We start from the raw sequence: 15,266 nt of genomic DNA, 5'->3' as shown, positions 1-15,266 counted from the left end.
GCGGCAATTCTACAAATTCATCGGTACTCTGTCAAAGATTAAGATACAATTTTGTACTTCTTTAGACAGAACTCGGGGTAAATTAAGCAATGTACCTGTTGCAGCCGCAACTTGAAGTAACATCTTCATTACTTGGAAGCACCCATTCAACCTCTGTTCCTGTGTTAACGCTAGATCAAGTGCAACGTTCATCTTGGCAAAAGGTAACAACAGAACCAGAACAGGTCGATTGGCTTATTTTACACTTTAATCACTGGTTTTCCCACCATAATGTCACACTAGTTAAAGGTGATTTTGAACCAGAGTATTTCCCAGCTACTTCTGAGCACCCTGCCAAGATCCAATTTGCCCATGGTTTCTTCAATAGTGCCCTGCATGAAATCAGCCATTGGAGCATTGCTGGCGAGCAACGCCGCCTGCTTTCCGACCTAGGTTATTGGTATGCGCCTGATGGACGAAGTTCAGAGCAACAAACACTGTTCGAGCAAGTTGAAATAAAACCTCAGGCCATAGAATGGCTATTTGCGACTGCTTTTGGTCGAAAATTCCGTGTGTCACTGGATAACTTAACCGGCGATGGCGGTAATGGCGATCAATTTAAAGATCATGTTTTTGCGCAAGTACAACGTTATTTTTCTGGCGAAGCAAAATTACCGCGTGATGCAGCACATTTCATTCATTACATCTGTGTGTCTACCCGCAATGGAACACCATTACAACTCGATGAATTTAAACGTGAACACCTTGATTAAATGACAAAATTATCACATCTAAGACTTGCAACATGCCCCTAACAAGTTTCATACTGAATTTAGCCGTATAAATCAGGGAGTTAAAATAATGTTGCATTTACATATTCATCCTGAAAATCCACAGGCGCGCTTAATCACACAAGCAGTAGACCGTATCCGTGCGGGTGATGTTGTGGTCTATCCAACAGATGCTGCGTACGCAATCGGCTGCCAAATCGGAAATAAAAATGCAATGGAACGGATTGCACAAATTCGTGGTTTGGGACCCAAGCACCAATACGCCATCATGTGTTGTGATTTATCCGATATTGCCACGTATGCCAAAGTCGATAACGCGATGTATCGTTTGTTAAAAAATAATACGCCAGCGGTCACTACTTTTATTTTGCCCGCGACCAGTGAAGTACCTAAACGTTTAATGCACCCAAAGAAAAAAACCATTGGTTTACGCATTCCAAGTAATCCCGTGGCTCAGGCGCTATTAAAAGAACTAGGTGAACCACTTTTAACCAGTACCCTCATTTTACCTGATCAAAAAGATCCGCTGGATGATCCCTTTGATATTGAAAATCAGCTTGGTAAACGTATTGATGTGTTTATTGATAGTGGCTTCGGTACGTTATCCACCACCAGTATCGTGGATTTATCTGGAGAAAACCCTGAAGTTATCCGTCGTGGTGTCGGTGATGTCAGTGCTTTTGAATAGGCCTAGAATAAAAGAGAAAAAAATGGATTTATTCCAAATTTTACTGAACATACATGATTATCAAGATGATCAAACAATATATGCCATTGAACCTTGGCTCTTAGAGTCACAAGCTCTTGTTTTAAAAGAGCCCCACGACGGATTAATACAAGTTCGGTATAACAACTCGATTTTTGAATATTTTTTAGAAGTTCTTTTAGTAAAAGAACTATTTGCAGATTTAGAAAGTCAAAATTTGTGCATTCGAGATCAATGTCAACGCATTATCGAATATGCAATTTATGATGCTTAGTATCTGAATCAAATTACATTAAAATCTGACAATCGCTGTTTCTGAAAACCTTGCGCATCAAAATTATCAGGGCTTAACCACTGTTGATAGATTTTTTCCAATGCGGGCCATTCTTCATCAATAATCGAAAACCATGCCGTATTGCGGTTATGCCCTTTTGTAATTCGATCTTGACGAAATAATCCTTCATACTGAAAACCAAAACGTAAGGCCGCCGCTTTAGACGGTGCATTACAATCATCACATTTCCATTCCACTCGTCGAAAACCATGGGAAAAACATTGTTGTAAGAATAAGAAGATCACTTCGGTTGAAGCTTTGGACTTTTTCATTCGATGAGAAAAATAGACATTGCCAATTTCAATCACGCCTTGTTCAAGTCTTGGATTTAATAGCGCAATCCAGCCTTGTATCTCACCAGCTACTTCAATCAAAAAATGAGTTGAGCCTTTAAAACCAAATAGATTTTGTAATGTGTCTTTTAATATTTCTCTGCTCTGCGGTGCAGAATAAGGTAAATAAGTCCAACATGCTGCATTCGGTTCTGTGGATACAGCTTCCCAAATCTGACTTGCTGCTTGATCAGAAATTTCATCGGTAATATGAATCAGTTTGACATATTGACCCACCAAATTTTCATTGATCGCTTGGCTAGGCGCATCGCTTTCGACGAAGAAACCGATACGTTGTCCAAACTGGTTCTGTTGTGTTTTTAAATATTTTTTCATCGCAATTTATAATTTAATAAAAATAATGATTTCGTTGTTAATTTAAGCATAAGTTTTTTATATGCCCTAGCTCATGTTATATAAATAAAGAAAATACCCTGAGAAGTTTAAGGTTTTTGTAAGCTAGTAATTTATTAAATTGGGGATTTCGATTAGAATAGGCGTGCTCTCGGTAGCATGTGCCCTTTTTGCACACAAAATTATATCTTTCATGCTTTTGAAAATTCGCGTGGCTCATAACGGTAATGAATCAAATTCTCCCTTCAACAACTTTGGAGCTAACACCTTCCATTCGTGTCCTTGACGAGTGGCAAGAAGTCATACCCGAAGATTTGTATATACCGCCCGCTGCGTTTGAAATTTTACTCGAACAATTTGAAGGTCCTTTAGACTTTCTGATCTATCTGATTCAAAAAAACGGCTTTAATTTATTACAGCTCGATATTTCACCGATTGCCACGCAATACTTATCCTATATGGATAGCATGAAATCACTCAATATCGAACTAACCGCTGATTATATGGTGATGGCGGCATTACTCGCAGATTTGAAATCGCGTTTACTGCTCCCAAAACCTGCGGCCGTTGATCAATTTGAAAAAGATCCAAAACAAGAACTGATTGATCGTTTAGAAACCTATTTACGTATTAAGCAAGCGGCTGAAAGATTGGGACAAATGCCAATCTTTGAGCGCGATACCTTTAGCACCAACGTGAGTATTGGGCACATTGCCCCCATTTATGAAGGTTATGATGTCGATGCATTACGTGATGCTTTATTCTGCGTATTCAATCGCCCTGAACCGATCACCCATGTCGTGGCTCAGGAACCGGTCTTGTTAGAAGAACGAATTGCTTTTATTGAAAGCCAACTCGCATCAGGCGAGGCTTTAAGTTTTATCGAATTATTAAATCCCCAACAAGGTCGTATGGGTATGGTGGTGACCTTTATGGCGGTACTTGAGTTAACACGTCAGCAAAAGATTCAGATTATTCATAGTGGAATTGAAGCTCCTTTGACCATTCAAGGAGTTGCAGCATGAGTTTAGAGCAACTTGATCAAACTGAAGGCATGTCACTCGAAGACATTCATCATGACGTTTTATTGCAAATTGAAGCAATCTTGTTCGCCAGTGACTCGCCAGTTTCACTTGCGCGACTAAAAGAAGCGTTTCAAAACCAATATAATAAACAGCAATTACGCTTTTTTTTACAGCAGTTGGCGATGTTACAACATGGTCGCTCAATTGAACTGATTGAAACTGCACAAGGTTTTCGTTTTCAGGTACGTGCAAAGTATAGAAATATCATTGCACAAGTTTGGCCAGAGCGTCCGACTAAATTGTCACCTTCATTACTCGAAACCGTCGCAGTCATTGCATATCATCAGCCGGTAACACGTGCTGATATCGAACAAATCCGTGGTGTATCCAACAATAGCCAAATCTTGAGAAATCTTTTTGACTGGAACTGGATTAAAGAAGCTGGTTTCAGAGATTTGCCTGGAAGACCTGCGTTGTTAGTTACAACGCCCCAATTTTTAAATGCATTTGGTTTAGCATCGCTAGGTCAATTGCCTCCCCTGCAGAACGCCAAGGAAGCATTCATGACACTCGACGCACATGCGCCGAAGTCCTGAGAAAGGTGAACTGTTGATCATTATGTCTAAGGTTGTGCTGTCATGAGTGAAAAATTACAAAAGGTTTTAGCGAGAGTCGGGTTAGGCTCGCGTCGCTATATGGAAGAAGTCATTGCTGCTGGTCGTGTCAGCATCAATGGTCGTATTGCCCAAGTTGGTGAGCGTATCGAACCCACTGATGAACTCCGTATCGATGGTCGTAAAGTACAATTCCAAATTGAAGACGAAATTCGTCGTCGCGTTTTAATTTACTATAAGCCAGAAGGTGAAATTTGCTCGCGCAACGACCCTGAAAAACGTCCAACGGTATTTGATCATTTACCACAAATTGCCAATGACCGTTGGGTAATGGTAGGCCGTCTAGATATTAACAGTACCGGTTTATTATTATTCACAAACGATGGTGAACTTGCGAATCGCTTGATGCATCCATCAAATGAAGTTGAACGTGAATATGCTGTACGTGTCATGGGTGAAGTCACACCACAAATTCGCAACACCATGCTCAAAGGTGTTGAACTTGAAGATGGTCCAGCCAAGTTTGAATCATTCTCTGAAATTGGTGGTGATGGTATCAACCGTTGGTATCAAGTTGTGGTTAAAGAAGGCCGTAATCGCGAAGTACGTCGTATCTTTGAATCTCAAAGTTTGAAAGTAAGCCGCTTATTACGTACCCGTTATGGCACGGTGATTCTACCACGCGAGTTACGTACAGGCCGTTGGATGGAATTGGATAAAACAGATATCGACAATTTAGCGAAATCAGTTGAATTAAAACCACGTCAAGGTACTGGCTTGTTTGGTATGGCAAAACGTCGTACTGAAAAAATGGCAGAAAAACCATTGGCTGCACGTCGTGGTGGTTATTTACGTCAGCAACGTCGTGATGATGAACAAGATCAGTCACAGCAACAGCGTCCAAGCGGTAATGGCAACAATAACAATGGTCGTAAAACCATTGGTTTTAATAAAGGCTTTAAGAAGTTCTAATTCTTGGCTTTAAAATAAAAAAACGCTCTGATTAGAGCGTTTTTTTATGCTTGAATTTTAATGATGATGGCTTACCCCCTGCGGAATGGCATTCAGTAGTTTCTTGGTATATTCATGTTGTGGATGTAAATACAACTCATCCGAATTGGCGATTTCAACCAATTCACCATGATTCATCACCATCACTTGGTCTGAAATGTATTTCACTACGGATAAATCATGCGAAATAAAAATATAACTCAAACCAAATTCATCCTGTAGATCCTGCAATAAATTCAATACTTGTGCCTGCACCGAGACATCCAGAGCAGAAACGGATTCATCACAGATCAAAATTTCAGGTTTTAAAGTCAGACAGCGTGCGATGGCAATCCGTTGTCGTTGCCCACCTGAAAATTCATGCGGATAACGATCATAAGCTTGTATTGGTAAGCTGACCCTTTCCAATAGCTCAAGTGCAATTTTCTTGCGTTCAGCATCATTCTGTCCAATGCCATGAATTCTCATCGGCTCCAATAAAATCTGCCCGATGGTAAAGCGTGGATTGAGTGAAGCGTATGGATTCTGGAAAATGATTTGAATCTTACGCTGATACTGCGCAAACTCTTTTTCGGTCATGGCAAGAATATCTTTGCCACCAATCAACGCCTGTCCACCTGTGGCCTCATGCAAACGCATTAGCAATAGACCAATGGTGGTTTTCCCAGAACCAGACTCTCCAACCAAACCTAAAGTCTTGCCTTTAGCCAGTTGGAAGGACACGCCTTTTACGGCCTGAAATTCATCACGGCCCCATAGTCCTTTACGGCTATAAAACGATTTTTTCAGATCTTTGACTTCTAAAACAATGGCTTCTTCACCAGTGAGTCCTCTCGACCGTTGTTTCAGATTCAATTCGGACAAATTGGTTGCTTCAATCAGCTGTCCATTTTCGTCCTGCTTCATAAAATCACTGGTCACAGGTAAACGGTATGGACGTGTTGAAAGTTGCGGACGGCAATGTAGCAAGGCACGAGTGTACACATCTTTCGGTTGTTCTAACACTTGCTCAACAGCACCAGATTCACGGATTTCACCATGACGCATTACGATCACTTCATCAGCAATTTCGCCCACCAGTGCTAAATCATGGGTAATGAACAGCATCGACATTTCATGGCGTTGTCGTAATGATTCCAACAAATCAATGATTTGCTTTTGAATGGTGACATCTAAAGCCGTGGTTGGTTCATCCGCAATCAATAATTTTGGTTCACAGGCGATTGCCATCGCAATCATGACCCGTTGCTGCTGACCACCAGAAAGCTGACTTGGATAAGCATCTATTTTTGTTTCAGGTGCAGGGATACCGACTTCTCGAAGTAACTCAAGCACTCGTACTCTGGCCTGCTTGCGTCCCATACCCAAATGAATGCACAGCACTTCGGCAATCTGATCACCCACAGTAAATACAGGATTCAGTGAAGACATCGGCTCTTGGAAAATCATGGCAATTTCCTTACCACAGATTTTCCGAATCTCTTTTGCAGATAAATTCAGTAAATCCTTACCCTCAAAAGTAATACGACTTTGCGCTGCAATTTGACTCTGTCCTTTCGGTAATAAACCCATCACCGCCAAGGAAGTGACAGATTTACCACTACCTGACTCACCAACCAAAGCCACGGTTTTATTTTTAGGAATTGAAAATGAAATTCCTTTAACCGTTTCGATCCATTGTTTATTTTCGCCTTTAAAGCTGACCCGAAGATCGTCTACCTGTAATAGCGGTGTTTCATTTTGAGGTTGCATAATTTTGTCTCCGCTATTTCAACTTAGGATCTAAAGCATCACGCAATGCATCGGTAAACATGGAGAATGCTGTGACCAGAATAGCCATTGCAATCGATGCCGCAGCCAGCTGCCACCATTTGCCCAAAATCAATTCACTTTGTGCCTCATTCAGCATACTGCCCCATGACACCACCCCCACAGGAACACCAAAACCAAGGAAGCTCAGAATCACCTCTGATTTGATAAATGACACCACCAGAATCGAAATTTGAACCAACGCGATATGACTGACATTCGGAAAAATATGCACAAACATACGGCGTAAATGGCTAACACCAATCGCTTTTGCGGCAAGCACATATTCACGCGATTTATGCTTCATATATTCGGCACGAATCAGACGAAATACCCCTGTCCAACCCGTTAGACCTAAAATCAGCACAATCGATAGAATGCCCTTTTGTTGCAGCACCGCAGCAATGGCCAATACCAACAATAGATAAGGAATCGAAGTAAAAATGTTGTAGAACCAGTTCAGAACATCATCCACCCAACCACCGAAATAGCCCGCAATTGCACCTAAGAAAGTACCAATGACCACAGCCAATAAAGCGGATAATAAACCGACCAGAATTGAGGTTTCAGCACCTTTAATGGTTTTGAGCAGGATATCCTGCCCCCACTTATCTGCCCCAAAAGGCAACGTGGTTTTTAACTCTTGTTTTTGATCAAGTAGATGCCCACCAAGCTGTTGATCAATTTGCTGCATATCCTCTGCTAAAGGATCAACCACACCATAATTATCAATGACTGAGCTACCTTGTTGTTCAGCCTGAATTTCGGCATTGAGCTGTTGAATCACATCTTTTAATGGATCAACTGGATTTTCAGGTAATGCCTCTATCTTCTGGCTACTGTCTTTAATTTGATCTGACTCAGTATCCGCCCCTAAAAATGTCGGTGGCGCGTAGCTGACTGCGACTTCTTTATTCCAGTTGGAAGCAATCACGCCTGTCATCGATAACGCGAGCAAGATGAAATAAAACAGCACCACCAAGAAAGAAACCACGGCGATTCGATCTGATTTCAATCGATTCAATGCCAACTGCCATAATCCTGTTGAAGCAGATGATTCATTTGAGGAGGTTTTGCCTTTAAAAATTGTACTTAGCATCTTCATCCCCCCTACTTCAACTGTACGCGAGGATCGAGGAGCTTATAAATCAGATCGGCGATCAAGTTAAAAATCATGGTCACCGCAGCGATATATACCGTGATGGCCTTAATTACAGGGAAATCACTACGCTCAACCGCAATAATAATTTCACGCCCGATGCCTGGGATACCAAAGAATCGTTCAATCAAAAATGCTCCAATCAATAAAGCAGGTAAGCTGGCCATCACTTCGGTCACAATTGGAATTGAGGCATTACGCAAGACATGCACCCCAAGTACCCGAGACTCACCTACACCTTTGGCACGGGCAGTTCTGACATAATCCTGATTAATTTCATCCAGTACAAAACTACGATACAAACGTAAAGTTGGGGCAATACTCACCACCAACATGATTAAGATCGGCAGCAATGCATAATGGAATAAATTTTGGCTAAAACTATCACTCCAGCCCTGTACGGGGAACCAACTGAGTTGGTATGCCAACACATACTGGAACACAATGATATAAACTAAAATACTGATCGACATGCCAATGGTACATAACATCATCACCATACGATCTGTCAGTGATCCACGAACTGAAGCAACCGCTAAAGCGAGGATAATTGAAATCACCGTTTGTAAAATCGTGAGCGGAATCAATAAAGTCAGTGAAGGCCCTAAACGGGTCAGGATAATCTGTGATACAGGCTCTCCCGTACTCCAACTTGCGCCATAATCAAAAGTCAGAATCTGCTTGATAAAAATCCACAACTGCACATAGTAGGGCTGATCAACACCCAACTGCTTACGGATGTTATCAATTTGCTCTGGGTTCGACATTTTGCCTGCCAAAATATATGCAGGATCTCCCCCCACCCAGTTAAAAAGAAAGAAAATGAGCAAAATGACACCCAACATGGTCGGGATCATTTGCCATAGTCTGCGTACGACATAAGCGAGCATAATGGCAAATCCTTATTTGACCCGTTGACCTGTGATTTCATTAAAGAATGCTTTGTTATCAGGCTCTCGACCTAAAAAGTCTTTCACCAGTTGAGCTGCATCTTTTTGACTGCCTTGTGAAAGAATGGCTTGACGATAACGCTGCCCAACTGCTGGATTATTCAAGTTATCGCCAAAAGCAGACAACATATCGAGCGCTAAGACTTCAGACCACATATAGCCATAATAGCCCGCTTGATAACCCATCAAATGCCCAAACTGACCAGGGAATTCAGTATTCGGTACATAGCCCAGAGCGGTTGCCGATTCCATTTTTTTCCAAACATCCAGCGGCTGTACTTTGAGTGCGTCTGCCCCATGTAATGCCATGTCGTATTGTGCATAAAGGGTTTGACGTGCATAACGCATACCACGTCCATAGTTGTGTACTGATTTCAAACGGGCAATCAGTGCATCATCTACCCGAGGACAGGCTGGATCACAATAATCAGCAACTTTAGATAATGTTTCTTTACGGCGTGCCCATTCTTCATACATTTGCGATGGTGCTTCAACAAAGTCACGTTCTACAGATGTACCCGACTGACCTGAATAACGGGTTTTTGATAAAATGCCGTGTAGCGCATGACCAAACTCATGCACAAATGTTTCTAACTCATCGCTATTTAAACCTTTACGGTTAAAGTTGGTAACCAAAACTGAAATGGGCTTGCGCTTGCTTAAAGTACTGCCGCCATAGACGCCCCACACGGCTGCATGGCCATATTTACCTTCACGTGGAAATTTATCCATGTACAGGCCACCCAACACTTCACCTGTTTTCTTGTCGGTTACATCATAATATTCAACTTCGTCTTGCCATGTATCCACTTTGGCAGGCTTGAATTCAATGCCATATAAGTCAGAAGAAATTGCAAATAACCACTTTTGTGCAGCAAGGGTCGGGAAATAATCACGTAGTTTTTCTTGGTCAATCTGATATTTATCTTTCCGTAGTTTTTCGCTCCAATACCCTACATTCCAGCGATTGATTTCAGCTTTATCCAAAGAGGTATTTAAAGTTTTTGCTTTAAATGCACGTAACTCATCCACTTCTTTTTGCTCTAACGGTGCCACGACTTTATGCACATCAGCCAAAAAGTTATTGACTGTTTTTGGCGTTTTCGCCATACGTTTCTTTAATGCCCAATCGGCATAACTTGGCTGACCAAATAACTGTGCCAGTTCATAACGTAAATCGATGATTTGCTTGAGTAAGACAAGATTCTTTTCAGTACCCCGACGTGTAAATGCGGTCTGATAACGTTTTCGAGCATCATCACTGTCCGCCAACTCCATAAACGGTTGGTATTCAGGGTACTCAAACCCTAATAAATAATTGCCTTTATCGTTTTTCTTTAAACCTGAGATATAACTGTCAGGTAAGCCCTTCAGCTCAGCAGGCGTAAACTCTAACTTTTCTGGATTATCACGAATGTTGCGAGAGAACTCTTGCGAGAGTTTGGTCAACTCATCAAAAATATTTTTAACACGTGCTCTTTTTTCAGGTGGAAGTTGTACCCCCGTATCTTCAAAGGCATCTAGAATATCCTGACGATATTTACGATCAATCGGATCAGTTGCTTTGGTATTTTTAAATCGTTGGTACAGCTTCGGATTTTGATAAATTTCAGTTTGTAATTGATTCAATTTTACTTCGCAGTCTTCAGCTGCCTTACGTAAGCTGGCATCAGGATCAACATTGCTATATAAGCTGATCGGGCCAGCAAAGTCCTCAACTGTTGCCATCAACCGATCCCACTCAGCCAATACAGGTGCAGCATCGGACTGCGGTTTAATACTTTGCTTTTCCAGTTGAGCAATACTTTGTTTTAACGTCTGTATATTGGCATCACACCACTGGGCACTGGCACTGGTTTTTAAAATGGGTAAGGTGGTTCGTGTATTTTCTTCAGCCCATACACCTTGACTGATCCCTGTTACAGCCATCGATAACAAGCCAAGGGTTGATAATTTCAACATTTTTTTCGCCATGCTTTTTCTCCAATTTAATGTGTTTGTTATTTCTTATCTTGAATATCGATGTACATCCACTCTGCAGGCAGCACAGGATGCTTTTTATAGCCAATAACACGTGGTTGTACGACGACAGTACGGTAACGGGTCGACATGAATTGTACTGGCGAATAGAACTCTAACAGACGTGACATTTTGCGATACAGCACATCGCGCTCAGGTCCATCATCAAGTTTCTGTGATTGCTCATATAAGCGATCATATTCAGGCAATTTAAAACAGGTATGGTTGGTTGCATGAATATTATTGCCATAGAACAACTGTACAAAGTTATCCGCATCTGGATAGTCCGCAATCCAAGCCGAGGCCTTAAACATGGTCTTACATTGCTTTTCTGCCTTTAAGCCTTCAGCAAATGGAACGGGTTTCGACACCATATTGATCTTGATATTGGTGAGATCTTTTTTCAACAATTCTGCCATTTGCATACTGCGGGCACTGCTGGTTGAAGGCATAAATTCAATCACCAACGGCTTGCCATCAGGTAAAGTCCGCCAACCATCCTTGCCGACTTTATAATTGTAGCGATCCAATAAAAGATTAGCTGCCTTGACCGAATAAGGAATGCTGCTCTTATAATTTGGATCATGTCCAGCTACACCAAACGGGATTGGCGATTCTAATTTTTGGGCATTACCTTTGGCCAAGATGGTAATAAATTTTTCTTTGGAAATCGCCATGGACATGGCACGGCGTAGTGCAATTTTGTCTTTACTGAGACCACCGACCACTGGGTTCTGAATATTCCAATACAGATAATCAATCGATGGATCTAGAATTCGAGACAGTTGGATGCCCTTCTTGGCGAGTTCAGGTTTTAATGACCCATCCGCTTGCAATGCCTGTACTGGCAATTCGCCATCCAAGGTAAATAAATCTAAGCCATCTTTTTGAAAAGATAGCCAACCCGATTGAGATTCCTCGATCACCTGAATATCGACTACACCCACCTGTGGCATTTTTTTGCCTTGCATCTGCTGCACGATTTTTTGGTCTTCTGGATTGCTGGCCTTAAAGTCCCATGTGAAGCCACGATAGTCTGGATTGGCTTTTAGAATAATCCGTGAACCTGGTGTCCAATGCGCAAGGACATAAGGTCCCGTGCCGACTGGACGCCCCATCACATAACCCGCTTTATCTCGATAATGCTCAATCACCTCTCTTGCCACTGCACCTGTAGGTTGATGTGCCAAGAGCATCGGGAAATTATGATTCGGTTCTTTTAAGCGAATCACCAAAGTATAGCGATCGGGTGTTTGTATCCCTGCCATCGGCTGATCGTAGCTAAATTTTCCAGTTTTACTGGCCTGCTGAATAAAAGGTTCAATCCCTGCAATTTTATCCTCAAATAACCAGCTATTCGGCGAGTGTAAATTGGGATCAATTAAACGCTTAAAGGAATAAGCATAATCTGCTGCGGTGAGTTCTCTTGGCTTGCCCTTGAACACGGGATCAGGGGTGAAATAGATCCCTTTTTTGATCCGAATGGTATACGTTAAACCGTCTGCACTTACTTCGGGCAAAGCAACGGCTGTTTTCGGAACCAGTTTTGCGGGTGAGGCTAAATAGTCATAGGTATAGAGTGTTTCAAAAATAGAATACAGCACATGTGCTGAATATAGATCTTGTGTGGCAACAGGATCAAAACCCGTTTCTGCCACAGGAAAAGCATAACGCAGCACTTTTTTAGGATCTGCTGGACTTTTCGCCTCTGCAACAGATACTCCAAAACTTGTGGTTGCCCCCAGTAACAATGCCAAACCGTAAGGTGATATCGAAAATTTAAAATTTTGTTTCATCATACATGCATCACTTATTTTTCACTTGGTGAAACAATATCTAAATATTGCCAATTGGTATTCATAATCGGATGTGCTTTAAAGCCCTGAACTTCAGGTTGGATCAACCAGTTACGAATCCGTGTATCTTGTAAAATCCAAGTTCCATCTGCTTCAATTTGGCGGCTCATTTTTTCATAGAAAGGCATACGTTTTTCAGGCGGTTGCTGCATCGCCTGTTTATATAAATTGTCATAGGCTGCTGACTTATAGCAAGATTGATTACCACGCCCAACATTCGGGCCATAAAGTAATTGCGTGAAGTTCTCACCCTCTGGGTAATCCGCATGCCACGCACCACTCCACATCATGTATTGACATTGCGTCGCTGCTTTTAAGTTATCGGCAAAATTACTCACTTTAAAATCAGCTTGAATCCCAATCGCATCTAAATTTTTCTTCCACAATTCAGAATACATCACCGAAGCTGTACCGCTTTCAGTATTGATTTTTAAAGTTAAAGGCTTACCATTTGGCAGATTACGATAGCCATCCGTTCCTTTTTTATAACCAAAATGATCAAGTAATTTGTTGGCTAAAGCAGGATTGTAGCCAATGCTGCTTCGATAATTCGGATTATGTCCATTAATCCCTGCAGGTACGAGCATTTCAGCTTTAACAGCCTGTCCCTTTCTTAGAATACGAATATATTCATTCACATTAAAAGACATTGCAATTGCGCGTCTTAACGCAATTTTATCCAGACTATTACCACCAACGACAGGATCACGCATATTCAACATGGAATAGGTAATTTCAGCTTCTTTATTGGCATAAAGACGTATGCCCTGCTTTTGCATCGCTGCTTTCAACTGGTTATTTGGGTCGAGTACTTTAGGAATTGCACTTGAAGTGACTTTGTCAAAATCAAGTTGTTTAGACTGAAAAGCAAGCCAACGTGATTGTTCTTCTTCAATAATGCTGATGTTGACCTTGCCAATTTGTGGCATTTGCTTGCCACTCATTTCTTTGACAAGTTGATTATCCCAGGCAGTGCCTGTCGATTTAAAATTCCAGACAAAACCACGATAATCTGGATTGGCAACCAGTTCGATCTTACTGCGGGGTACATATTTACTCAGCATGTATGGCCCTGTACCAACAGGATGCATCGCTAAACGGTCTTTATAGTACTCAACCACTTCTCGTGCTGTCGCGCCAAAGGTGCTATAGGCCAAAATATAGGAAAAATTGTAATCAGGTTGTGTCAACGTAAATTGAATTGTATATTTATCCAGTGCCTTGATTCCTGCAATCTGGGCATCGTAGTTAAAGGTTCCTGTTTTTTTGGCCTGATCAACCAGTGCATTTGCACCCACAATTTTATTATCAATAAAAGAAAATGATGGCGCATGATTTTTAGGGTCTAATATTCGCTTAATGGCATAAACATAATCCTCTGCAACCAGTTCTCTACGCTTGCCTTTAAAAGCAGGATCATCAGTAAAATAAATACCTGGCTTTATTTTAAATATATAAACCTGCCCATTTTTCTCAATCACAGGAAGGCTTTCTGCTGTCGATGGAACTAACTTTACTGGGTTAGCTAAATAATCGTATTGAAGCAATCTTTCAAAAATTACATCGGCAACATTCCCACTGTAAAAATTAAATGTTTTAACCATATCAAAACCATCATCTGGTGCTTCAAAAGCCACACGAAGGACTTTATCCGCCTGTGCCGGTGTTTTGGCATACCCCATTGGCATAAATGCAATAACGGTTGATAACAAAGTGACCGTAAAAAAAGTTGACTTCAAATCAGTGCTCACATCATCGTTTTTTAATAAATACTAGACTTTCGCATAGCATTCAACATTACTACAGTTTCTCTCCTCAAGATTTTCATTCCATTTTTTTATTAAAAAATCATTCAGTTAATGATTTTTACCAGCTGGAAAAATTAAACCAAAAGAGAAACGCCTTAAAGCTTGGAAATTATCTAGCGAATTTCATGCCACTTTTCAATTAAAAAAAATATGCACAAAATTTCACCAGCAAGAATTTAAATTGAAGTTAATTTTCAGGCATCTTAAATAAAAGTAACTTTATGCCAAATCATATTTTTATATATTATTTCCTGTTTCAATGAAATAAAAATTATAAAATACAGGTTTTATTGGAATAAAAAAGCATTTGCACCACAAAAATGCAAAAATAAAACTTTATGATTCATTTTAATGCGTTGCTTAATCTCACATAATTTGAAACTTTATGACAATAAAATCACAGCACAATTTATCTTTGGTTTTTAATATTTAGTAAAAATATGAAAAGCTTATATATAAAAACTAAAACACTTTTACATAATTTATTCTACATTAAGCGAAATCTAAAAATAGGGTTTG

The 15,266-nt window shown here is 40.8% G+C and carries 13 protein-coding genes; 6 read left to right on the top strand and 7 right to left on the bottom strand.

The annotated features are described in order from the left end of the window. Positions 1–89 precede the first annotated feature (89 nt). The 3 genes from F887_RS13570 to F887_RS13580 all read left to right on the top strand — a co-directional run bounded on the left by F887_RS13570 (position 90) and on the right by F887_RS13580 (position 1,750). Positions 90–752: an elongation factor P hydroxylase gene (locus F887_RS13570; protein ID WP_005292191.1), complete on the top strand. Its 663-nt coding sequence runs from the start codon at positions 90–92 to the stop codon at positions 750–752. 88 nt (positions 753–840) lie between these two features. Further along, positions 841–1,458, top strand: a complete 618-nt coding sequence (locus F887_RS13575) for an L-threonylcarbamoyladenylate synthase (protein WP_005292189.1) — start codon at positions 841–843, stop codon at positions 1,456–1,458. After that, positions 1,439–1,750: a hypothetical protein gene (locus tag F887_RS13580; RefSeq protein ID WP_228129822.1), complete on the top strand. Its 312-nt coding sequence runs from the start codon at positions 1,439–1,441 to the stop codon at positions 1,748–1,750. The genes F887_RS13575 and F887_RS13580 overlap by 20 nt, the downstream gene beginning before the upstream one ends. A gap of 8 nt (positions 1,751–1,758) precedes the next feature. Here the strand turns inward: F887_RS13580 and F887_RS13585 are convergent, their stop codons facing one another. Beyond that, the gene (locus F887_RS13585; RefSeq protein ID WP_005292184.1) at positions 1,759–2,478 is read right to left on the bottom strand and encodes a GNAT family N-acetyltransferase; all 720 of its coding nucleotides are present in this window, start codon (positions 2,476–2,478) and stop codon (positions 1,759–1,761) included. A gap of 245 nt (positions 2,479–2,723) precedes the next feature. Between F887_RS13585 and F887_RS13590 the strand changes: the two genes are divergently transcribed. Genes F887_RS13590 through rluB form a run of 3 tightly spaced genes read left to right on the top strand, consistent with a single transcriptional unit; the run spans position 2,724 to position 5,107 of the window. Next, positions 2,724–3,521 (top strand): segregation and condensation protein A, encoded by a 798-nt coding sequence (locus F887_RS13590; RefSeq protein ID WP_005151062.1) that lies wholly within the window; start codon positions 2,724–2,726, stop codon positions 3,519–3,521. Beyond that, positions 3,518–4,117 carry an SMC-Scp complex subunit ScpB gene (scpB, locus tag F887_RS13595; protein WP_005151063.1) on the top strand — a complete coding sequence of 200 codons (600 nt, stop codon included), beginning with the start codon at positions 3,518–3,520 and terminating at the stop codon, positions 4,115–4,117. Before F887_RS13590 ends, scpB begins: the two co-directional genes overlap by 4 nt. Positions 4,118–4,159: 42 nt before the next feature. Then, entirely contained in the window at positions 4,160–5,107 is a 948-nt protein-coding gene (gene rluB, locus F887_RS13600; RefSeq protein WP_005151069.1) for a 23S rRNA pseudouridine(2605) synthase RluB, read from the top strand. Positions 5,108–5,164: 57 nt separating this feature from the next. Here rluB and F887_RS13605 read toward each other — a convergent pair whose 3' ends face one another. The 6 genes from F887_RS13605 to F887_RS13630 are packed head-to-tail and all read right to left on the bottom strand — an operon-like array spanning position 5,165 to position 14,678. Beyond that, positions 5,165–6,898, bottom strand: a complete 1,734-nt coding sequence (locus F887_RS13605; RefSeq protein WP_005292181.1) for an ABC transporter ATP-binding protein — start codon at positions 6,896–6,898, stop codon at positions 5,165–5,167. Positions 6,899–6,911: 13 nt separating this feature from the next. Then, positions 6,912–8,054 (bottom strand): ABC transporter permease, encoded by a 1,143-nt coding sequence (locus F887_RS13610; protein WP_005292179.1) that lies wholly within the window; start codon positions 8,052–8,054, stop codon positions 6,912–6,914. An 11-nt stretch (positions 8,055–8,065) separates the two neighbouring features. Next, positions 8,066–9,004, bottom strand: coding sequence for an ABC transporter permease (locus tag F887_RS13615; RefSeq protein WP_005151078.1), 939 nt, complete (start codon positions 9,002–9,004; stop codon positions 8,066–8,068). Positions 9,005–9,016: 12 nt separating this feature from the next. After that, positions 9,017–11,038 (bottom strand): M3 family metallopeptidase, encoded by a 2,022-nt coding sequence (locus F887_RS13620; protein WP_005292176.1) that lies wholly within the window; start codon positions 11,036–11,038, stop codon positions 9,017–9,019. Positions 11,039–11,064: 26 nt separating this feature from the next. Continuing rightward, positions 11,065–12,879 carry an ABC transporter substrate-binding protein gene (locus F887_RS13625; RefSeq protein WP_032863076.1) on the bottom strand — a complete coding sequence of 605 codons (1,815 nt, stop codon included), beginning with the start codon at positions 12,877–12,879 and terminating at the stop codon, positions 11,065–11,067. A 14-nt stretch (positions 12,880–12,893) separates the two neighbouring features. Beyond that, on the bottom strand, positions 12,894–14,678 hold the full coding sequence (locus F887_RS13630) for an ABC transporter substrate-binding protein (RefSeq protein WP_005292172.1): 1,785 nt from the start codon (positions 14,676–14,678) through the stop codon (positions 12,894–12,896). Between the last annotated feature and the right edge of the window lie 588 nt (positions 14,679–15,266).

Source organism: Acinetobacter sp. NIPH 2100, from assembly GCF_000369805.1.
Classification (GTDB): Bacteria; Pseudomonadota; Gammaproteobacteria; order Pseudomonadales; family Moraxellaceae; genus Acinetobacter.
The sequence above is the reverse complement of the archived record's forward strand: the minus strand, read 5'-3'. Positions and strand labels throughout refer to the sequence as shown.